General features: G+C 62.6%; 20 protein-coding genes. 7 read left to right on the top strand and 13 right to left on the bottom strand.

Going from position 1 to position 18,426, the window contains the following annotated elements; all coding sequences use genetic code 11:
• Positions 1-26: 26 nt before the first annotated feature.
• Positions 27-494 (bottom strand): hypothetical protein, encoded by a 468-nt coding sequence (locus JF616_14580; GenBank protein ID MBW8888977.1) that lies wholly within the window; start codon positions 492-494, stop codon positions 27-29.
• A gap of 264 nt (positions 495-758) precedes the next feature.
• Between JF616_14580 and JF616_14575 the strand changes: the two genes are divergently transcribed.
• Positions 759-1,493, top strand: coding sequence for a hypothetical protein (locus tag JF616_14575; GenBank protein MBW8888976.1), 735 nt, complete (start codon positions 759-761; stop codon positions 1,491-1,493).
• Positions 1,494-1,559: 66 nt separating this feature from the next.
• Here the strand turns inward: JF616_14575 and JF616_14570 are convergent, their stop codons facing one another.
• The 7 genes from JF616_14570 to JF616_14540 form a co-directional block, all read right to left on the bottom strand.
• On the bottom strand, positions 1,560-2,783 hold the full coding sequence (locus JF616_14570; protein ID MBW8888975.1) for a hypothetical protein: 1,224 nt from the start codon (positions 2,781-2,783) through the stop codon (positions 1,560-1,562).
• A 6-nt stretch (positions 2,784-2,789) separates the two neighbouring features.
• Positions 2,790-3,509 carry a hypothetical protein gene (locus JF616_14565; GenBank protein MBW8888974.1) on the bottom strand — a complete coding sequence of 240 codons (720 nt, stop codon included), beginning with the start codon at positions 3,507-3,509 and terminating at the stop codon, positions 2,790-2,792.
• Between the two features lie 138 nt (positions 3,510-3,647).
• Complete coding sequence (gene gyrB, locus JF616_14560; GenBank protein ID MBW8888973.1) at positions 3,648-5,588, bottom strand: DNA topoisomerase (ATP-hydrolyzing) subunit B; 1,941 nt, start codon at positions 5,586-5,588, stop codon at positions 3,648-3,650.
• Between the two features lie 67 nt (positions 5,589-5,655).
• Positions 5,656-6,039, bottom strand: coding sequence for a DUF721 domain-containing protein (locus JF616_14555; GenBank protein ID MBW8888972.1), 384 nt, complete (start codon positions 6,037-6,039; stop codon positions 5,656-5,658).
• A gap of 139 nt (positions 6,040-6,178) precedes the next feature.
• Positions 6,179-7,375: a DNA replication/repair protein RecF gene (recF, locus tag JF616_14550; GenBank protein ID MBW8888971.1), complete on the bottom strand. Its 1,197-nt coding sequence runs from the start codon at positions 7,373-7,375 to the stop codon at positions 6,179-6,181.
• Positions 7,375-8,049 carry a ThuA domain-containing protein gene (locus JF616_14545; GenBank protein MBW8888970.1) on the bottom strand — a complete coding sequence of 225 codons (675 nt, stop codon included), beginning with the start codon at positions 8,047-8,049 and terminating at the stop codon, positions 7,375-7,377. Before JF616_14545 ends, recF begins: the two co-directional genes overlap by 1 nt.
• Positions 8,050-8,108: 59 nt before the next feature.
• Positions 8,109-8,789, bottom strand: coding sequence for a hypothetical protein (locus tag JF616_14540; protein ID MBW8888969.1), 681 nt, complete (start codon positions 8,787-8,789; stop codon positions 8,109-8,111).
• Between the two features lie 151 nt (positions 8,790-8,940).
• Between JF616_14540 and JF616_14535 the strand changes: the two genes are divergently transcribed.
• The 4 genes from JF616_14535 to JF616_14520 are packed head-to-tail and all read left to right on the top strand — an operon-like array spanning position 8,941 to position 11,732.
• Positions 8,941-9,597, top strand: coding sequence for a hypothetical protein (locus JF616_14535; GenBank protein MBW8888968.1), 657 nt, complete (start codon positions 8,941-8,943; stop codon positions 9,595-9,597).
• A gap of 34 nt (positions 9,598-9,631) precedes the next feature.
• Positions 9,632-10,294 carry a hypothetical protein gene (locus JF616_14530; protein MBW8888967.1) on the top strand — a complete coding sequence of 221 codons (663 nt, stop codon included), beginning with the start codon at positions 9,632-9,634 and terminating at the stop codon, positions 10,292-10,294.
• Positions 10,291-10,542, top strand: a complete 252-nt coding sequence (locus JF616_14525) for a DUF4266 domain-containing protein (GenBank protein ID MBW8888966.1) — start codon at positions 10,291-10,293, stop codon at positions 10,540-10,542. Before JF616_14530 ends, JF616_14525 begins: the two co-directional genes overlap by 4 nt.
• On the top strand, positions 10,536-11,732 hold the full coding sequence (locus JF616_14520; protein ID MBW8888965.1) for a DUF3570 domain-containing protein: 1,197 nt from the start codon (positions 10,536-10,538) through the stop codon (positions 11,730-11,732). Before JF616_14525 ends, JF616_14520 begins: the two co-directional genes overlap by 7 nt.
• 141 nt (positions 11,733-11,873) lie before the next feature.
• On the opposite strand, the gene JF616_14515 is transcribed toward JF616_14520, so the two are convergent.
• On the bottom strand, positions 11,874-12,557 hold the full coding sequence (locus JF616_14515; GenBank protein MBW8888964.1) for a hypothetical protein: 684 nt from the start codon (positions 12,555-12,557) through the stop codon (positions 11,874-11,876).
• A 158-nt stretch (positions 12,558-12,715) separates the two neighbouring features.
• Between JF616_14515 and JF616_14510 the strand changes: the two genes are divergently transcribed.
• Positions 12,716-13,219 (top strand): TlpA family protein disulfide reductase, encoded by a 504-nt coding sequence (locus JF616_14510; protein ID MBW8888963.1) that lies wholly within the window; start codon positions 12,716-12,718, stop codon positions 13,217-13,219.
• Between the two features lie 6 nt (positions 13,220-13,225).
• On the opposite strand, the gene JF616_14505 is transcribed toward JF616_14510, so the two are convergent.
• From JF616_14505 to dnaN, 4 genes are all read right to left on the bottom strand, one after another.
• Positions 13,226-13,573: a hypothetical protein gene (locus JF616_14505; GenBank protein ID MBW8888962.1), complete on the bottom strand. Its 348-nt coding sequence runs from the start codon at positions 13,571-13,573 to the stop codon at positions 13,226-13,228.
• Between the two features lie 78 nt (positions 13,574-13,651).
• Positions 13,652-15,046, bottom strand: a complete 1,395-nt coding sequence (locus JF616_14500) for a hypothetical protein (protein MBW8888961.1) — start codon at positions 15,044-15,046, stop codon at positions 13,652-13,654.
• A gap of 78 nt (positions 15,047-15,124) precedes the next feature.
• On the bottom strand, positions 15,125-15,802 hold the full coding sequence (locus tag JF616_14495) for a hypothetical protein (protein MBW8888960.1): 678 nt from the start codon (positions 15,800-15,802) through the stop codon (positions 15,125-15,127).
• A gap of 34 nt (positions 15,803-15,836) precedes the next feature.
• Positions 15,837-16,955, bottom strand: a complete 1,119-nt coding sequence (dnaN, locus tag JF616_14490) for a DNA polymerase III subunit beta (protein ID MBW8888959.1) — start codon at positions 16,953-16,955, stop codon at positions 15,837-15,839.
• 169 nt (positions 16,956-17,124) lie between these two features.
• Here dnaN and JF616_14485 point away from each other — a divergent pair, with 169 nt between their 5' ends.
• Positions 17,125-18,306 (top strand): trans-2-enoyl-CoA reductase family protein, encoded by a 1,182-nt coding sequence (locus JF616_14485; GenBank protein ID MBW8888958.1) that lies wholly within the window; start codon positions 17,125-17,127, stop codon positions 18,304-18,306.
• Positions 18,307-18,426: the final 120 nt, after the last annotated feature.

Genomic DNA, 18,426 nt, shown 5'->3' with positions numbered 1-18,426 from the left:
AGGGGCGACGAGGCCAATACGGGCTCTTAATCCTCTTCTTCCGCGGCAAATAAGGCGGACCAGGAGGGATTGATGCCCGCCTGGTCGACGGCGGCGCGCCATTCGGACCCCAGGATTTCCCGGGCCACGGAGCAATGGGCCAACTGGAAGCAGGATTCGCATGCGCTATCGCAGCCGTCCAGGTGGGTGACGGCGTAAGGCGAGGACGCGGCCTCGATGGGGGTATCCAGCATTTGCAGGATGCCGCGATAGGCGACGCGCGCGGGCAGGGTATCCAGGAAGTCCACCTTGATGCCGTGCTCGAGCAATTCCAACTCCACGGCGTTGAGCGTGGAGATGACCCGCGCTTCGGACAGGCCCTCCGGATCGGGCAGGTCCCGTTGCAGGATGCGGCGCAGGCTGAGGAAGCCCGGCATGGCGGGCCCGGAGGCAAGCCCCGAGGTCCAGTCGTTGGCGGGCAAGGAGAGGTCTTCGTCCGAATGGCGTTTGAACATATTCCCCGAATCGTTTGGCGCGTTGGCAAAGGCTATTCTACCAGCGCCCGATTTCGCGGATCCAGTTCCATATCAACGGCTTAGACTTCAAAAACCCCTGCCTTCCCAAGAGGCCGGAGCGCCGCCAAAAACGGCAACGCGCTTGAGGGTTCTTTGACATCGCGACGCGAGGAAGTAGTGGATCGTTTCCAAGTTGCCGAAGGACCGGGCCTTGCCGAGGTAGCCGCGGCGCGAGGCGCGGCGGGCGGAAGTTATGTTTGCGAAATGCAAGTCCTTTTCCGTTCCTCTTTCCCGCTGATCGCCGGCGCCGTCATCGTCTTTTGCGGTTGCGCCGGCGAGCGCCGGCAAGAACCCGCGCAGGGCGGCCCAGCGGGGAGCGACTATGCCGGTAGGACCTTGGCGGTCATCTTACCCGATTCGGGTTCGACAACTTTGGGGAGCGCCCCGGCCCTCGACTACTCTTTGCTCCATGAATTTCCTGGCCCGCCCGGAGAGAATTCCCGGTCCGTGCTGACGCGGGAGTTCGGGAATGCCTTCTGGTCCGGCTTCGCTCCCGCCGTGGACTACGTGCTGCCGATAAGGGTGCCCGACTCGGTCCCGCCCGCGCCCACAGGCCGGCGCGTCCGCCTCACCGTGCCGACCAGCCACGGACAGCCTATGCATACCTATTCCGCCCCCGACAGCGGCTGGCTGGAGGAGCATGGCATCAAAGCCGATCTCGTCTTATGCGTGGGGCCGCTTAAGGCCTCCCTGCAAGAAGAGGAACTCCAAGCTTTCCAGTTCGGCGGATCGATTACGAAAAGCCGGATCCTCCTGCAGGGCTGGTACCTGCTTTGGGATTATTCCAAAGGCCGCGCCATCGCCCAAGGCCCCTTCACGACCAAGCTGGAGTACCGCGGCCAGCTGAAGGGCCGGGATTGGATGAAGGCTTTCGATCAAGCCATGCAATCGATCGGGGAGGCCACGCCCTTCCGGGGGCCGAAATGGTACCGCCGCTAAGCGTATCCAAAGGGACCCTGACAGGATGGCGGCTCGGCTGCGGCTGGCCGCGCGGCCGGCGTCCGCTCAGAATTCCCAGCCGAAATCCAACCCGCCGATCAAGCTCAGGTCGCGGTTCAGATTGCCGTGCCGCCAGGCCAGGCCATCCAAGAAGGCCAAGTCGTAGAAGACCGCGCCCAAATCGGCGCCGATCGCCTGATGCCGCCCCATCCGGAATTGCAGGGACATGCGCGCCTTGCTGATCCAACCGATGGAAGGATGGTTCGACGTGCCGTTCAGGAATTCCAGGCTGAAGCAGGCGGGATCGAAGCTGCCGAAACGGAGAATCGGGCCGGCCACGAAGTAAGCGCCCCGGAAATCGAAGGCATTCCCCGGGCCCTCCGCGGGGCGAAGATGGATATCGATGTAGCCGCCTTCGAGAGCCAGCCCGACATCGGCGCCGGGCCGGTCGAACCCGATGGCGTAGCGCAAGCCCGCCAGATAGGCGTCGCGGTACAGATCGGTTCCCACCCCGTCCTGCCACGCTTCGCCGGAATAGGAAAGGCGCAGGCCCGCTTCCTGGAAGAGGGGATAATGATCCTGGTTGAGGGCTATTTCCGCCAAGGTTTCCACGCCGTAGATGATGAAGGCGCCGACCACCACGAACCCGATCACCACGAAGAACAGAACGGCCCAATCATGCGCATCCAGGCCCCCGCTCCTGGAGCCGCCGTTATGGAGATCGACGAACAGATTGTAGAACCAGCCCTTGGCCTCCTCCTTGTCGACGGCGCTGGCATCGCTCTGATTCTGATCCTGCCCCACGGCCGGAGGATTTCCGAACACCGCTTGCGAATCGGGAGTCGCTTCCACGGGCCGGGCTTCCCTGTTGCGCGCGAGGGAATCGAGGCAGCGCGAGCGCGCCAGGGAGGCGAGGGTATCGCAAGGCGTTCCGGTGGTGGTGGTCGGGTGGCGATCCATTACGGCCGCCAATTCGATCCCGCTTAACAGCCGCCCTTCTCCGGCATGGGCGCTTACCAAGGCCTGGAAGTCTTCCGGGTCCATGCGTTGCAGTTTTCGATCGGGGAAGGCGGCGCGCAGTCGCGCCTCGGAAGGACCGATGGGAACGGCATCGGTCGGAAGGAGACCGGCGGGAAGGGAAGCGATGCCGGGAGCGGTAGACCGCATGGGCGGCAGATCGAGGGCCGCCGTACCGTCGGCGAAGACGGGCATGGCGGCATTGAAGGCGAAGAGGGCGGCGAGAGCGAAGGAGATCGGGAAGCGTTGTCGCATCAGGCGGGGCTTGCTCATGGTACTTTAGACGCCAGGACCGGCTTTTTCCGTCCGCAAGCGCCGGCCCGCCGGGGAATAATAGCGGATCTTTCCTTGCGGATCCCGGTTAGGCCCGGAACGTTCGCCCGGAGCCAACTTGCGAAGGGGATTATTCCCGTGGAAAGACTTCCCGTCCCGAATCCCCGTGGCCGCGCATTCACCTTGATTGTCCAAGGCCTTAGGGTTTATCGCAAGGATCCAATTGCGCAGCGAATCGTCTACGCCGCAGATGGAATCGAGACTGAAGTTCACGAACTCCAGCTTTTTCAATCGCATGAGGGATTTCGGAAGCGATTTGAGCGAACTGCACACCGATACGTTCAAGTAGCGCAGATTGGGTAAATCGCCGATCTCTTCGGGAAGGGCCGGCCCAATCAGGGACGATCCGATATCGATGGTATCCATGCGCTTCAGAAGGCCGATTTCCCGGGGCAGGCTGGTCACCCGGGTGATGCCCATGAAAAGGTAATGCAGGCTGTCCAATCTTCCCAAGGCCGGTGGAATGGCCCCATGTTGGTTTCCATAGAAAATCGAAAGCCGGGTGACGCGTCCGCCTTCCACCCACGCCGTATTGGTAGTGATGGGAACGTGGAGGGAATCGGCGATCTCCCGCAAAACCAGGGAATCGACGCCATATCCCTTGATCGGTTGCGCGCTTATGGATGAAAAGAACAGGATGGATAAGGCCAGGATCGCGTACGGCATGGGTCATCCTTCATCGTTTGGATGCCGCTTCATCGAACATCCGCCGGATTCGGGCTATCCTCCGGCTTTGGGAATATACCGGAACACCAACCAAATTGGTGTGCGAATTCGCGGCCCCGAAAGGGGCCCTCGGAGCCTTTAAACGTCCAATTCCTTCACCAGATAAGCGTTCTCTTCTATGAACTTGCGGCGCGGTTCCACTTCTTCGCCCATCAGCATGGTGAAGATCTGATCCGCTTCCACCACGTCCTCCATGGTCACCCGCTTCAGGATCCGGTTGGCCGGATTCATGGTGGTCACCGACAATTGCTCGGGGTTCATTTCGCCCAAGCCCTTGTAGCGCTGGATGTAGATGCCCTTCTTGTCCCCGATCTCGGAGAGGATCTGATCCCGCTCCTGCTCGTTGAAGGCGTAGCGCTCGATCTTGCCGGCCTTGATCTTGTAAAGCGGCGGTTGCGCCAGGTAGAGGACGCCCTGCTCGATGAGTTCCTTCATGTAGCGGCAGAAGAAGGTCAGGAGCAAGGTCTGGATATGCGATCCGTCCACGTCGGCATCGGTCATGATGATGATCTTGTGGTAGCGCAGCTTGTCGACGTTGAAAGTCTCTTCGCCCAGGCCCGTGCCGATGGCCTGCACCATGGTCGAGATTTCCTCGTTGCCGAGGATCTTGTCCATGCGCGCTTTCTCCACGTTGAGGATCTTGCCCTTCAAGGGCAGGATGGCCTGGAAGCCGCGATCGCGCCCTTGCTTGGCGCTACCGCCGGCGGAATCGCCCTCGACCAGGTAGAGTTCGCAAAGACGGGGATCTCGCGAAGAGCAGTCGGCGAGTTTGCCGGGCAGGCCGCCGCCTTCCAGGGCGCTCTTGCGCCGGGCCAATTGGCGTGCCTTGCGGGCGGCCTCGCGGGCCACCGCCGCGTTGTACACCTTCTCGATGATCTTCCGCGCGATGGCGGGATTCTCTTCGAAGAAGTTGGTGATCATGTCGAACACCGCCGTCTCGACGATGCCCTTCACCTCGTGGTTGCCCAGCTTGTGCTTGGTCTGCCCCTCGAATTGGGGATCGAACACCTTCACCGATACGACCGCGGTAAGGCCTTCGCGCACGTCCTCGCCGGTCAGGTCGATGCCTTCCTTCTTGGCCTTGGGCAGGAAATCCTTGGCCTTGTTGTTGATGACGCGGGTCAGGGCCGACTTGAAGCCCACCACGTGGGTGCCGCCGTCGACGGTGTTCACGTTGTTGACGAAGCTGAACAGGCTCTCGGTATAGCCTTCGTTGTAGCGGAAGGCGATTTCGACCGGGGTGTTCTCCTGCTCCTTGAGGATGTGGACGGGCTTGTCCATCAAGGGCTTCTTGTTGTGATCCATGTATTCGATGAAGGCGGAAACGCCCCCGGGGAAATGGAACTCGTGGTACTTGCCTTCCTCGCGCTCGTCCCTGATGGTGATGGTCAGGCCCTTGTTCAGGAAGGCCAGTTCCCGCAGGCGCGAAGATAGCGTGTCGAAGTTGTAGACCAGATCGGTGAAAATCGTGGCATCGGGCTGGAAGAAGATCGTGGTGCCTTGGCGATCGGTGGTCCCGGTGAAAACGCCGGGGGCCTTAGGCGCGCCGCGATGGAAGGTCTGCTCGAAGATTTTCCCGTCCCGGTAGACCATGACGCGAAGCTCGGAAGAGAGGCCGTTCACGCAGGATACGCCCACGCCGTGCAAGCCCGCCGAGACCTTGTAGGTGTCGTGATTGAACTTGCCGCCCGCATGCAGCTTGGTCATGACCAATTCCACCGTGCCGATGCCTTCGGTGGGATGGATGTCGGTGGGGATGCCGCGGCCGTTATCCACCACGCTGATGCCGTTGTCGGCGGAAATGACGACGTCGATGCGCGAGCAATGGCCCGCCAGCGCCTCATCGACGGAATTGTCCACCACTTCGTAGACAAGGTGGTGCAGGCCCCGCCCGTCCGTCGAGCCGATGTACATGGCGGGCCGCTTGCGCACCGCCTCCAGGCCCTCGAGGACCGTGATATCGCTGGCTTCGTACTTGCGCTCGGGCGCGGCGGTCGTCTTGTTCTCTTCCACGTTCATCCTCTCGGAACGATGCGGCGGCTTGTCCCCGCCCGGCGCGACCGTGGGTCGGGCCCGGGCGGAAGCCCTACATCAGTTGAATTTCTCGTACCAGTTCGGCGCCTAGAAGCTCATTGGCCCGTTTACGCAGGGCGTCCTTCTGGAAGTGCAATTCATTGCGCCAGGTGGCGCTCTCGACCCGCACGCGCAGGGTCCAGCCCTTCAGGCTCTCCAGCTTGGCGATGGCGGCGGCCCGCGGCCCCATCAGTTCGGCCCAGTGTTGCCGCAGTTTCTCTTCGTACGCGAGGAACCCCAGGCCGGCTTGGTCCAGAACGTTCCCCAGCACTTGGGAAATGCCCGAGAAGGGCCGGCCTTTGCCTGAAATACGAGGGCCGCGATGGCTTCGGGCGTTGCCGGAAGGGAGCTGTTCGCGCTTGGATTCCAATATCTTTTCCACCCTGCCGGATACCATTTGCGAAGGCCCGTTCTCCACCCGTTCTCCGCCCCATCAGGAAGCGAAAAGCGAACCGGAAAATCGTATTCCAATAGTAGAAAAATCCACCCTAACCGTCGAATTCACGGGGCCTTGGAGCCCCCGTGAATATTGGCCTTCAGGAGAGGGTCCCCTGGCGTACGTGGAGGGTTTTTTCGGGCTCGAAAGGGAGGTCGGCCGCGCGCGGATTGGCGATGAAAACCTGGCCTTTCTCCCGCACCCGATCGCCGATGCGCCGGCGCCGGGTTTCATCGAGTTCGGCGAACACGTCGTCGAGCAAGAGGATGGGCGGAGATCCCTGTTTGGCTTCGAGCAGGCTGGCCGAGGCGAGCTTCAGGGACAGGGCCACCGATCGTTTCTGGCCCTGCGATCCGAAGTCGCGCGCGGGGCGGCCCGCCAGGTCGATGGCCAGATCCTCGCGGTGGGGACCGGCCAGGGTTTGGCCCGTTTCGCGTTCGGCGCCGCGCAGGGAAAGGAGCTTGCGACGGAAAGCGGCCTTCAATTCGGCTTCCTCTTCGGCCGGCGAAACGCTGCCCGCCAGCCTTAGGGAAAGTTCTTCCCCAGCGTCCGAGATGAAGCGATAATTCTCCGCCGCGAGGGGAACCAGTTCGGCCAAGGCGCGCCGGCGCAGCAGGGTGATGCGGGCGCCATATTCGACCAGCGGACCGTCGTAAGCGTCGAGCACGTCGGAGCCATAGCGGGACGGGGCTTCGGCCAAGCCCTCGTCGCCGGTCTCGCTGTCGGAGCCTTCCTCGCCCACCGCTTCTAAAGCCTCCCCCGCGGGCCCGGGGCCGCCTCCCCGCCGGCCGCCCATCTGCTTCAAAAGGCTGTTCCGCTGCTTCAGGGCGCCGTTGTAATGCCGCAGGGCCTCCAGGTAATCGCGGGAGAATTGGCAGAGCAGCACGTCCAGGTAACGCCGGCGTAACTGGGGGCCGCCCCGCACCAGGTCCAGATCTTCCGGGCTGAAGGCGACCACGGAGAAGTTCCCGAGCAGATCGGACAACCGCTTGCTTTCGCGCCCGTCCACCTTGACCCGCTTGTGGCCGGTCTCGGAATATTGCACCGATTGCGCATGGGGAAGCCCGCCGATCTCGCCGGTCAGGCGCAGCACGAAAGCGGAGGCGCCCCAGCGGATGAGTTCCTTGTCTTTACGCGTGCGCTGGGAATGGGCCAGGCAGCCGTAATGGATCGCTTCCAAAAGATTGGTCTTCCCATGGCCGTTGGGGCCCGTGAGCAGATTGAGGCCGGGGCTGAACTCCGCTTCCTGCTCCGCGAAATTGCGGAAGTGGAGCAAGCTCAAGGCCGATAGGCGCATCAGGCGAGGCCCAAAGCCCACAGCAGGCCGCCCCGGAGATGCCGCAAGAACAAGGGATCGGAGAAAGCGCGTCCGGTATGGCCCAAACCCGTATACCAACTGCGGCCGCCCGCGTTTTCATGGCACCACATGATGGGATGATCCTTTCCCATTTTCCCGCCCTTGTAGGTGGCCTCATCCAAGCGCGCCAGCACGCGCACGTGCGGCCGCGGATTCGCGCGGTAATCGTACCATTCATCCCAACGCTTCCAATGCTTCGGCAGACCCCGCGTGGAAGGATGCCCCCTGTCCTCGACGCGCACCATGGCGTTCTGCCGTTGCAGGGGATGGGACTGGAACCAGGCGCCGACCAGGCCCCCGTACCAAGGCCATGCGTATCCGGTATCGCAGGCGGAATGCACCCCCGCGAAGCCGCCGCCCGCCTCCACGAAGGCCCGCACGGCCTTCCGCCCCGCGGGGTCGAGCACCTCGCCCGAGGTGTTCACGAAGGCCAAGGCGCCGAAGTCCTTCAGGAATCCCCGCCGGATGCGGGCGGGATCCTCGGTGGCGACCACGGCGAATCCGTTCTCCCGGCCCAAGCGGCGCACGGCCGCGATGGCTTTAGGGATGCATCCATGCCGATAGCCGGCGGTCTGGGTATAGACCAACAAGGACGGAGGTTGGCGGGAGGGCATGGGGGAATATTAGCTAACGCCTTTGGCTCGCCGCAGCGAGCCCCTTGCGATCGGAACCTTCAGGGCAGAACGAATGAACGGGTCAACGATGCGCCGCCCCATGCCAACTTGAAGGCCACCGATCCATGCATGGCCTGAAGGCGGTTGGAGAAGAGGGAAAGGGAATGATCGCCGGCGGCGTGATCGCCATCCAGCAAGACGGCCAACAGGCGGCCCTCGGAATCGAAGGCTTGCAGGGTGACCCGGGCCGGCTTCGCCAAGAAGAAACCGATGGCCAAGCCGCCGGTGGCGGTTTGGAATTCCACCTTGCCCGCGGATTCGGCCGCCCGGGGAGCGAGGGCGGTGGAAGCGGCGATGGTGAAGTTCCCGCTCTTCAAGGTGTAGGTCGGGTCCGTGCATTCCCCGCCCGACAACAGGCAGGCGCGAAAGACCCCGGTCGTGGTGGGCTTTTGGGTCACGTTCCAATCCCAAGTGACGGTGGCATTGTCCCCCGTCGGCCCCTGCCAGTTCCCGATCATTTCCGTCCAGGAAGTTCCCCCGTTGACGGAAATATAAAAGTCGTACTTTCCCGCCCTGGTTCCGGTGCCCGGCTTCGTCTGCGTCAAGGTCACCGTGACCTTCTGGCCCACCGTGAAGGTTTCGCCGCCCTTGATGCTCAGGCTGCCGTCTTTCAATTGCGCCTGCGCGCCCAAAGCGCACAGCGCAAGGGCAATGGACAAACGGATGATCGTACGCATCATATCCTCCGAACGGCCTGGGGCCGCGATGAAATGAAAGGGCCGGTCGACGAGCGTCCGGCGCGAAAGGGTGCGACAGCAATATAAGCCATCGCGAGCGGGAATGGGTTCGAATTCCCGACGCCGGCGGTTCCACTTTTTTAGCTTTCCCGTCATGCGCATCGGCCTGGCCGCTTTCATTCTCGCCTGCCTCCTGATGGCTTGCGGGAACTGGAAGACCGATCCCGCCGCCTTGACCGCGCGGAGTACGCCCGGCGCGGGCATGGGATGCGCCAATTGCCATGCCTACCCTCCGCAAGACTCCAATCATCTGTACCATTTGTACGCGACCGTCCCGGATAAATTCAAGGACGGCGCGATCACCTGCCTGGCCTGCCATCGCAATTCCCTGGTCGCCACCGAGGTCGCCCTGCCGGACACCTTCTTCCGCAATCCCGATCCGCTCGGCGATATCCCCTACGTGTCCAGCATGAACGCTCCCGTAAGCTCGCCCGCCGATACCTTCGAAACCCGCGTCCGCGGCTGGCCCATCGATAGCATCGTGGTCAGGCATCAATCCCATCCCCGGCTCCAAACCGGCCGACCCGTCCCCGACTCGGGCCTGGCCGAATACATGACGGGCCTGGCCCATCTGAACGGGACGGTGGATATCATTTTCGACCCCAAGTCCTCCGATCCCGCGCGCTTCGCCGGAGCCTCCGCGAGCTACAACGCCAAAGAAGAAACCTGTTCGGCGGTCAGCTGCCATCCGGGAAACGATCCCTACCGCTTCGCCGCGCCCCGCAAAGGGCTACCGGGCCTCAAGGAATAGGGGCACGCGTGACTTGGCTAGGCAGCGGTCGGTGATGTTCCCTTTCCTAGCCCTCGCAGGCATTGGCTTTTGCCTACTCATCACGGCATGCGGGGACTGGAATGCGGCCCCGGCGGCGCTTACCGCCCGCACCGGCCCTTCCCCCCAGGGGATGGCTTGCGATGCTTGCCACGCTTACCCTCTCACCGATCGCAACCACGACTACCATCTCACCACCGCCAGCGCCAACCGCCTGCTCAACGGCCGCATCACTTGCCTGGATTGCCATACCCGATCCATCAGAAGCGAGATGGTGATCGTCATCGACACCGTCTTCCAGGACACCGATGGCTCGAAATATTTCTCTTCGCAGCATCCGCATTCCGGGGACATCACGCCCGCGGGCACGCCCATTCGCAGCTTGTCCTTGTTGCGCGTGGATTCCCTGCATCAAAACCATCCCATCGCCCAAACGGAGCGCCCCGGAGCCCACCCTCTCTTCGAAGAATACGTGACGACCCTGGCGCATCTGAATGGGACCGTGGACGTCGCTTTCGATCCCCGCAATTCCGATCCCGCCCAATACGGCGGCGATTCGGCAAGCTTCAATCCGGAATCGGAAACCTGCTCGGCGGTGGCCTGCCACCCGGGCGGGAAAGACTATCGTTGGGCCGCGCCGCATAAGGGCCTGCCCGCATTGCCCGAGGAGACGCCGTGAAGCCATCGCAACCGTTATCCCTACGCCAGGCTTTCGCCTGGCTCGCCTGCATGGGGCTTCTTTCCTGCTCATTGTCCGGGCTTTCCGGCTGCGCCATGGTCAAGCAGAAGGACCGGGAATACCTGGCCGATCCCATCATGCAGCATACGCCGGATCCGCAGGGCGCGGGGATGGAAGCGCATAACCTGCCGCGCCGCGAAGGCTCGGCGGGCGGCAGCGCGGGCTCGGGAGGCGGTTGCGGATGCTGAAGACTCCCGGGCGCCGCGCCTTGGCCGCCGGCTTGGCGGCAGTAACCCTGATGTTACCCTCGCCCCTCCGAGCCGCGGAAGGCGATCAGGGCCTGGATTTCAAATACATGTACTACTGGGACAAGAACCAGGTGTGGAACCACACCCCCGCCCTGTCCTTCTTCCGCAAGTTGGCTTCGTCCTGGAAGCTGCAATACGATCAGGAACTCGATTACGTGTCCGGCGCTTCGCGCAGGCTGGGACTGCGCAATGTCGGCACCTTGGCCGATCACGATCAAGTCCTGGACGGCATCTCGGGGGCATCGCGCCGCGAGATCCGCCACTCCGAGCAGGTCACCGGCGCCTACTCCCAGGCCGGCCGCGCGGCTTCGGCGTCCTTCTACTTCAGCGACGAAAACGATTATACCTCCTACTCGCCCTCCGTCTCCGGCTCGCTTGATTTCAACGAGCGCAACACCACCCTGGGCGGATCGGCCGCCGTCTTCTTCGACAACATGCATCCCACCGGGCCATTCACGGGCTTGGGCGGGGACCGCCGCATCATTTCCTTGGGCGCCAGCCTGTCCCAAACGCTCTCTCCGTTGACCCTGGCGGGAATCACCCTCAACGTCATCCATAGCTCCGGCTTCCTGGGGCATCCCTATACCCCGGTCGTCACCGATTCCGGGGACGATATCCTGGAGAATCTGCCCAATCGCAAAACCGCCTGGGCCCTGTCGGGGCAACTCATCCAGGGCGTCCGGCTTGGCGACAAGCTAGCCTCCTTCCATCTCGATACGCGCTGGTATCAGGACGATTGGAAGTTGCATTCGGGTACGGCCGATCTGCAATGGTACCAGTACTTGCGGGAAGGCACCTACGTACGTATACGGGCCCGGGGCTATAAGCAAAGCGCCGCCGCCTTCGCGCGCCCGGCCTACGACGGGAACGAACTCTATCGCACGGGGGACATCCGCTACTACGCCTTCTCGTCCTTGTTGGTAGGACTCAAGATCGGCTCGACCTTTCCGGATAGCTGGGCCTCTTCCGCCTGGCTGCCGGACCGTTGGGACTTAAGCTACGATCACGGGATCCGCAGCACCAAAGGCGAGAAGAACGGGGTAACGCCCATGTTCCATACCCAGCTGTTTCCCACGGACGAGCATTATCAAGAGGGGACGTTCATGCTGGGATTGTCGTTCGACCTGTAGCAGGGCGTTGGAAAAAAGTACCCGCGAGGCCAAAAAAAGAAAGCCGGACCCGGATGCTGAAATTCCGGGCCCGGCAGGCACTGCCGGCGCCTGAGGGCCGGCAGGAGGCCTTGGACTAAGCGCCCTTAAAACAAAGGGGTCTTATGGGCGAGTGAAGGCCTGGGTATGGACCGCTTCGCCAAGCGTCAAGCGGACCACCATGGCGGGAGAAGCGGCGAGGGCCTGAGGCAGGGAAACCGCGAGCTTGTGTTGTCCCGCTTGGAACGCTCCCTGCAACAAGGTAGCCTGGAGCCGACCCTGGAAGTCGAAGGCTTGCAGAAGCACGTTTTCATCGCGGGGCAGATCGAAGTTGGCCACGAACTTACCGGAGGCCGGCTCGAAACCCAAGGCGTATGCCCGCTGAGAAGCGGCGACGATCGCCGTGCTCCCCGTAATGGTGAACTCGCTGCTCACGAGGGTATAAGGCGCGGCACCAGGCTGCGATACCTTGATACTAGCGCAATCGGAAGCCGATCCCTGGCACACCCTGATTTTTCCGTGAGTGGTCGCGTCGGTCGGCATGGTCATTTTGTAGCTAGCCGTGCCGCTCGCGTCCGTCAGTCCGGCCTTGACCGGCTTCCAAGTGGTACCGCCATCGCTGGACATATCGATGTTAATCGGGAAGCCATGGGAAACATCGACTTTCCATCCTACCGTCACCTGAGCGCCGGAGGTAAAAGGCGCCGCGGGAGAGAGGGTAAGGCTTCCCGCCGACAAATGCGCCCCCGCCCATCCGGCCGCCGCCAGAACAATCATCCCCGTAATCCCGTTGTTGGGAAATCGCATAGTATCGCTCCTTGAAGTTAAACCGCCCTAAACCTGACGCCCGGATAGACCCGGTCCCCTCGTCGGGCCCTTTGTACCCTTTGTCCCCCCTCCCGGCGAAAACGTTTCACGCAGAATTGGGGAAACCGGAAGGCCCGGATTGAGTATATAAATGGCATATGCGCAAATCCCAACCTTTCTCCGGCCCGGTTTTCCTGGTTTTCGCCGCGCTTACGGCGCCGATTTTCGCCTCCCCTCCGCCGGCCCTGCCTCCCTTGGCTTTGCCGGATTTGGAAGGCAAGCCCCATGAATCCAAGGAATGGAAGGGCAAGGTAGTCGTCATCGATTTCTGGGCGACCTGGTGCGTCGCTTGCCGGGAGACCATTCCCGTGCTCGCGCGCCTGCATGACAAATACGGCCCCAAGGGTCTCGTAGTAGCCGGCGTCTCCACCGATAAAGGCCCTAAGGAAAAAGTGGCCAAGTTCGTTCATGCCATGAAGATTCCCTACCAGGTGCTCTGGGACGCCGACGACACCCAGTCCAAGGTGTTCGGTTTCGAGGGGCTGCCTTCCGTCTACGTGTTCGGCCGTAACGGAAAGCTCCTCAAAGCCATGCCCGAATACACTTCCGCCCATGAAAAGGAAATGGAAGCCTTGGTGGAAGGCCAATTCCCGGGAAAGTGATGGGATCTAAATGGCCCGCGGGCGCAATTCGGCGAGCACCCGGCTGCCGGCGCGCAATTGGAAATAGGCGCGGCCGTCCAGGCACTGCAAGCGGTTGCTGAACAAGGAAAGATGGTGGTACCCCGCCGGTTGCGGGCCCTCCACCAAGGTCGCCAGGGCCCGGCCTTGGGCGTCGAAGGCGAGCAGCGAGACCTGCGCGGCCTCATCCATCCCGAAGGTAACATCCAAGCTACCCCCTTCCCAGCGAAGGGTGGGCGAGAACCAGGCGTCATGTTCGGTCCCGGATCGATCGCCGCCCGCCAGGGCGGTTCCGAGCGCGCACAAGACCGCTAAACCCATTCGCTGCAACGGCATAGGGGTAACCTCCGGAGTGCAATATATCGCCGGTTTACCCGGCGGGGTTGGCAATAAACCGGAGAAAAGCGTCGCGGTTCAGGGAGAGGGGGGCGTCTCGATGCGGACCAATTGCCAACCTGTCGCAGCGGCGTTTCCGGCGGCATCCTCCGCTTCCATTCGGTAGGCATAGAAGCCGGCGGGTACTTTGCCGCCGGAATCGTTATCCAAATCCCATCGGATTATCCTGGGAGGCAAATCTTTGCCTTGGAAGGTTTTCAGAAGGGGCCCCGCCATTCCGTCCGTCCCGGTCCCGCAAATGCTAAGGCTCCAAGCGCGGATGCGGCCTTCCGCCAAGGAACGGCCCTCGTCCAAGGCCGGTTGACGTCCCCCCCAGCGGGATTCCGCGTCCGCGACCGGGGCTTCCGAACGGCCGTGCACATAGGTCAGGTCGCGCGCGGAAAGCCGGAAGAGTTCGCCTGTCGAGTCGCCCAAAACCAGGGTCGGCTTATCCGCGGTCACCTCCACCGTGGGAGGCAAGGGATCGAGCCGGCCCCCCATGCGGAAATTCAAGGATAGGGAATGGGAGGTTTCCCCTTCGCCCGTTTCCGGGCTATCGCCGGCGTGGATCACGTAAGCCACCACCAGCGCCCCGTCCCCTAAAGGGAGGTTGAGGAAGGTCCCCCAAGCGAAGGCCGCCGAACCGGCCTGCGGCACGGCCAGCGTCCCCCGGAAACCCAGCCTTCCGCCCGGAAAGAACGCCGCCGCCGCGGAAAAGGCATGCTCCATGCGGGCATCGGGAAGCAAACCCTGGGAGCGCAGTTCATAATAGGCATCGGGATCGTGGAAATCGATTCCCGCCCAGCGGAAACCCGAAAGGCCCGTGCCGAGGGAGGCGGCATAACTTCGGTGCGTCCGGAATCCGCCCGGCTCCTGTCCCACTCCCGATTCCATGGCATCGTGCAGTACCAGGCCCAGCCAAGCCGCTTTCCAAGGACGCAGCAAGGCGCCTACATCGGCATCGATTCCGAAGCCATCGCGGCCGATGCCATCGCCGGTCCCCGCGCTTTTGAGCATGCCGCCGACCGAGGCGAAGGAGAGGCCCTCCCAAGCCGCCCCCGCTACCAAACCTTGCCTCGGCGCCTGGGGCGAAGCGGGATCGCCCGGCCGCGAATCGTACCAGTAGCCCAATGCGTAAGAGGAATGCTCTCCGGCCGGCGCGCCGAACAGTAAGTAGGGCGATGGCCCGGCGGAAATGCCCATCAATCCGGTCTCGGCCTGGAAGGCATCGTGGACCGACAAGGCGGCGGGATTGACGAAGATGGACCCGACTCCGGCGGCATGGGCCGCACCGCCGCCCGCGAAGGAGGCGGAAGCGGTGCCGAGAGGTAATTCAGGTAAGCTGGGACGGGCGAAGAGGGGGGTCGCCCAAAAGGCGGGAGCCGCCAGGAGGGCGGCGAATAGGAAAGGAACGCAAACGGGAAGACGGGGCATCACCCCGGATTATAGGCCCTCGGCTTAGGAGGGCGCAATCATAAGGGCGCCTCTGGGAATGATCCTGTCGCCGCGGCGTCAGCGACCGAGCGGTTGGTTTTGCCCGGCCACGTTCAGGCGCAAGAGCCAGGCGGGGTGCTCGCGCAGGGCCTGGGAGAAGAGCGAAAAGCGATGCGCGCCGGCGGAAAACCGATCCCGCAACAGGAGGGCCGCTTCCCGTCCTTGGGCATCGTATGCGATCAGGCTGACGGGGCCTTCGGAAGCCAGGGAGAAGCCCAGCTCCAGCGAACCGGGCCCGACTTCGCGCAGGGTCGGGGCGGCATCGGAGGCGAACTGGGATAGGTTCGAAGTCGGGGCCACGATGGATATGAGAGGGCTGATGAGGACGTAGCGGGCCCCGTTTATGGCGCCACTCGGATCATTGGTCGTATCGGCATTGGTGCATTTGGTCCCGTTCTCTTGGCAGATCCGAAGCTTTCCATGGCTGGTCGTGTCTTGTCCCACCGTCCACTTGTAGGTGTAGGTCATCTTGCTTTTCGCGGCGATGCCGGACTTGACCGAGGTCCAGGTTTTTCCGTTCAGCGAAAAATCGATATCGATGACGCCATGCACGACCTCTACGGCGTAGGACACCGTAACCGTATCGCCGGGATGGTAGGGGCTGGGACGGGAGAACTTGAGCGAGCCTGGCGTGAAATGTCCCCAGGACATGGAAACCAGGCTTAAGGCGGCAATCGCGATCAGGAAGCGGCGCATGGGAGAACTCCTACCGAGGATGGACAGAGAGGGGCTATTGCCCCTCTTTGAGGATCCTCAACGGCATTACTATGAAAAAGTAATTCGGGTTCTCCATTACGGGCTCGACGATAATCGCGCCCAGGGGATTATTGAACTTGAAAAGGACCTCTTCCGTCTGGATCAGCCGGAAAACCTCCAGAACGTAGTTGGCGTTGATGCCCACTTCCACCGGATCGCCGCTGTATTCGGCCGGGAGCGCTTCCTCCGAGTCCCCGCCCAAATCCTGGTTCTTCGCCGACAAAGCAAGTTGGCGATCCTGGAACCCGAACACCACTAATCGCGTCTTGGCGTTGGCCATGGTCGCCACGCGCCGGATCACCGAGGCGAGATGCTCGCGGTTCGCCTTCATCTTCTTGGAGAAGTCTTTCGGGATCACGTTCTCGTAGTTGGGATAGGGCCCTTCGATGAGCTTGGTGAAGACGACGATGGTGTCGGTGGAGAAGCGGGCGTTGGCCGGGCCGATGTCGACTTGGATCTGCTGCTCGGCGTCTTCGGACATGCGCAGCACTTGCGTCAGCGCCTTGGGAGGCAGGATCACACCCGGTTGCACGTGCACGCCGGGCGCGGCGGTGAAGGCCTTCCCCAGCCGATGCCCATCGGTGGCCACCATCTGCAAGGCGTCCAACTTGAATTCGCAGAACACGCCGGTGAGGCTCATGCGGCTGTAATCGCTGGAGACGGCGAAGGCGGTTTTCTCCGCGAGGAAGCGGAGATCCTTGAGCGGCACCTGGAAGGTTTTCGACGATCCCAGATCGGGAAGGGCGGGATATTCGCTGGCGTCGAAGCCGGTGAGGTTGCACTGGAAGCCCGACTCGGACTTGATGGTCACGAGATAATCGTCCACGGAAATGAGGACGGGGAAATCGGGAAGTTCCTTCACCACCTCGAGCAGCTTCTTGGAGTTGATGACGATGTCGCCATCCTCATGGCCCTCTACTTGCAGGCGCAACACGATGGTCATGTCCAGATCGGTGGCGCGGATCTCCAGGGTATTGCCCTCGAGCTTCAGCAACAGGTTGTAGAGGATTTGCAAAGTGGTCTTGGTCGGGGAGGCATTGGCGGCCATCTGCAAGGCGTCGAGGAACACCGGTTTGCTGGCTTCGAACTTCATACCGTCCCTTCCTACCGGCCGCGAGCGCCGCGGTCGCGGGGCCCGAAAGATAGCTTTTGCCGCGCCGAACGCCGTCCTCGGGGAGCCTCCGGGACCCAAGTCCGGCCGGGGCCCGGGATAGCGCCCGGCTGACAATCGGCCCATCCGGGAGCTAACTTTTTCCCTTACCATGATAATAGAACCGAAAATCCGCGGCTTTCTTTGTACTACCACTCACCCCATCGGCTGCGAACACGCCGTCCGGGAACAGATCCGGTACGTGAAATCGAAGGGACCCATCCCGAAAGGCCCTAAGAAGGCCCTCATCATCGGGTCCTCCGCGGGATTCGGCCTTTCCTCCCGCATCGCCGCCGCCTTCGGTAGCGGCGCCGCCACCCTCGGCCTCGCCTTCGAGCGCCCTCCCGAAAAGGGCCGAATGGGATCGCCGGGATGGTACCAGACCAAGGCTTTCGAGCGCGCCGCGCATGAGGCCGGATTGTGGGCCAAGAGCTTGAACGGCGATGCCTTTTCCGAAGACATCAAGAACCAGGCGATCGCGCTCCTCAAGGAGATCGGTCCGGTGGATCTGGTCGTCTACAGCCTGGCCGCGCCGCGCCGCGTCGACCCCAAAACCGGCGAGGTCTACAAGTCCACGCTTAAGCCCATCGGCAAGAGCTACACCAACAAGACCCTGGACTTCAATACGGGCGCGGTCACCCAGGTGACCCTGGAGGCGGCCAGCGAAGAAGAGGTTCGCCATACCGTGGGCGTGATGGGCGGGGACGATTGGATGCTGTGGATGGATCGGCTGCGCGACGAAGGATTGCTCGCCCCCGGATGCATCGCCATGGCCTATTCCTACATCGGCCCCAAGGTGACCCAAGCGGTTTACCGCAACGGCACCATCGGCACCGCCAAGGATCATCTGGAGAAGACCGCGCGCAAGCTGGACGAGCGCTTGCAGGCTTCAGGCGGACGGGCCTTCATTTCCGTGAACAAGGCCCTGGTGACCCAAGCCAGTTCCGCCATCCCCTTCATGCCGCTTTACATCAGCCTGCTGTATAAGGTGATGAAGGAAAAGGGCATCCATGAGGGATGCATGGAGCAGATGGATCGCCTGTTCCGCACCAAGCTCTATTCCGGCCAGGCCATTCCCGTCGATGCCGAGCATCGCATCCGCATGGACGATTGGGAGCTGCGTGACGACGTGCAAGCCGCGGTGGAAAAGCTTTGGGAAACGGTGGATACCGGGAACGGCGGCGGCATGGCCGATATCGCCGGCTACCGCGGGGATTTCCACCGGCTCTACGGCTTCGCCTATCCGGGCGTCGACTATGCCGCGGACGTGCCCGAGAGCGTCATTAACGCTTAAGCAGCGGGTCGGCCAGCGCTTCTAAGCGCGCCCCACGTTCCCGAAACCCCGCATCCGTTCGTCGAAGATCGGGCCATGACCGGCCATGAGGGCCGGTTCCCGGCCGCCCGCGAAAGGGAA

The organism is Fibrobacterota bacterium, from assembly GCA_019509785.1.
In the GTDB taxonomy this organism is placed as follows: Bacteria; Fibrobacterota; Fibrobacteria; order UBA11236; family UBA11236; genus Chersky-265.
The sequence above is the reverse complement of the archived record's forward strand: the minus strand, read 5'-3'. Positions and strand labels throughout refer to the sequence as shown.

Excerpts from the sequence above, each read along its gene's own strand:
- JF616_14570 (MBW8888975.1), bottom strand. The coding sequence starts at position 2,783 with ATGAGCAAGCCCCGCCTGATGCGACAACGCTTCCCGATCTCCTTCGCT.
- dnaN (MBW8888959.1), bottom strand. The coding sequence starts at position 16,955 with ATGAAGTTCGAAGCCAGCAAACCGGTGTTCCTCGACGCCTTGCAGATG.
- recF (MBW8888971.1), bottom strand. The coding sequence starts at position 7,375 with ATGCGCCTATCGGCCTTGAGCTTGCTCCACTTCCGCAATTTCGCGGAG.
- gyrB (MBW8888973.1), bottom strand. The coding sequence starts at position 5,588 with ATGAACGTGGAAGAGAACAAGACGACCGCCGCGCCCGAGCGCAAGTAC.
- JF616_14545 (MBW8888970.1), bottom strand. The coding sequence starts at position 8,049 with ATGCCCTCCCGCCAACCTCCGTCCTTGTTGGTCTATACCCAGACCGCC.
- JF616_14540 (MBW8888969.1), bottom strand. The coding sequence starts at position 8,789 with ATGATGCGTACGATCATCCGTTTGTCCATTGCCCTTGCGCTGTGCGCT.
- JF616_14495 (MBW8888960.1), bottom strand. The coding sequence starts at position 15,802 with ATGCGCCGCTTCCTGATCGCGATTGCCGCCTTAAGCCTGGTTTCCATG.
- JF616_14500 (MBW8888961.1), bottom strand. The coding sequence starts at position 15,046 with ATGCCCCGTCTTCCCGTTTGCGTTCCTTTCCTATTCGCCGCCCTCCTG.
- JF616_14565 (MBW8888974.1), bottom strand. The coding sequence starts at position 3,509 with ATGCCGTACGCGATCCTGGCCTTATCCATCCTGTTCTTTTCATCCATA.
- JF616_14485 (MBW8888958.1), top strand. The coding sequence starts at position 17,125 with ATGATAATAGAACCGAAAATCCGCGGCTTTCTTTGTACTACCACTCAC.
- JF616_14535 (MBW8888968.1), top strand. The coding sequence starts at position 8,941 with ATGCGCATCGGCCTGGCCGCTTTCATTCTCGCCTGCCTCCTGATGGCT.
- JF616_14575 (MBW8888976.1), top strand. The coding sequence starts at position 759 with ATGCAAGTCCTTTTCCGTTCCTCTTTCCCGCTGATCGCCGGCGCCGTC.
- JF616_14515 (MBW8888964.1), bottom strand. The coding sequence starts at position 12,557 with ATGCGATTTCCCAACAACGGGATTACGGGGATGATTGTTCTGGCGGCG.
- JF616_14530 (MBW8888967.1), top strand. The coding sequence starts at position 9,632 with ATGTTCCCTTTCCTAGCCCTCGCAGGCATTGGCTTTTGCCTACTCATC.
- JF616_14520 (MBW8888965.1), top strand. The coding sequence starts at position 10,536 with ATGCTGAAGACTCCCGGGCGCCGCGCCTTGGCCGCCGGCTTGGCGGCA.
- JF616_14510 (MBW8888963.1), top strand. The coding sequence starts at position 12,716 with ATGCGCAAATCCCAACCTTTCTCCGGCCCGGTTTTCCTGGTTTTCGCC.
- JF616_14505 (MBW8888962.1), bottom strand. The coding sequence starts at position 13,573 with ATGCCGTTGCAGCGAATGGGTTTAGCGGTCTTGTGCGCGCTCGGAACC.
- JF616_14580 (MBW8888977.1), bottom strand. The coding sequence starts at position 494 with ATGTTCAAACGCCATTCGGACGAAGACCTCTCCTTGCCCGCCAACGAC.
- JF616_14555 (MBW8888972.1), bottom strand. The coding sequence starts at position 6,039 with ATGGTATCCGGCAGGGTGGAAAAGATATTGGAATCCAAGCGCGAACAG.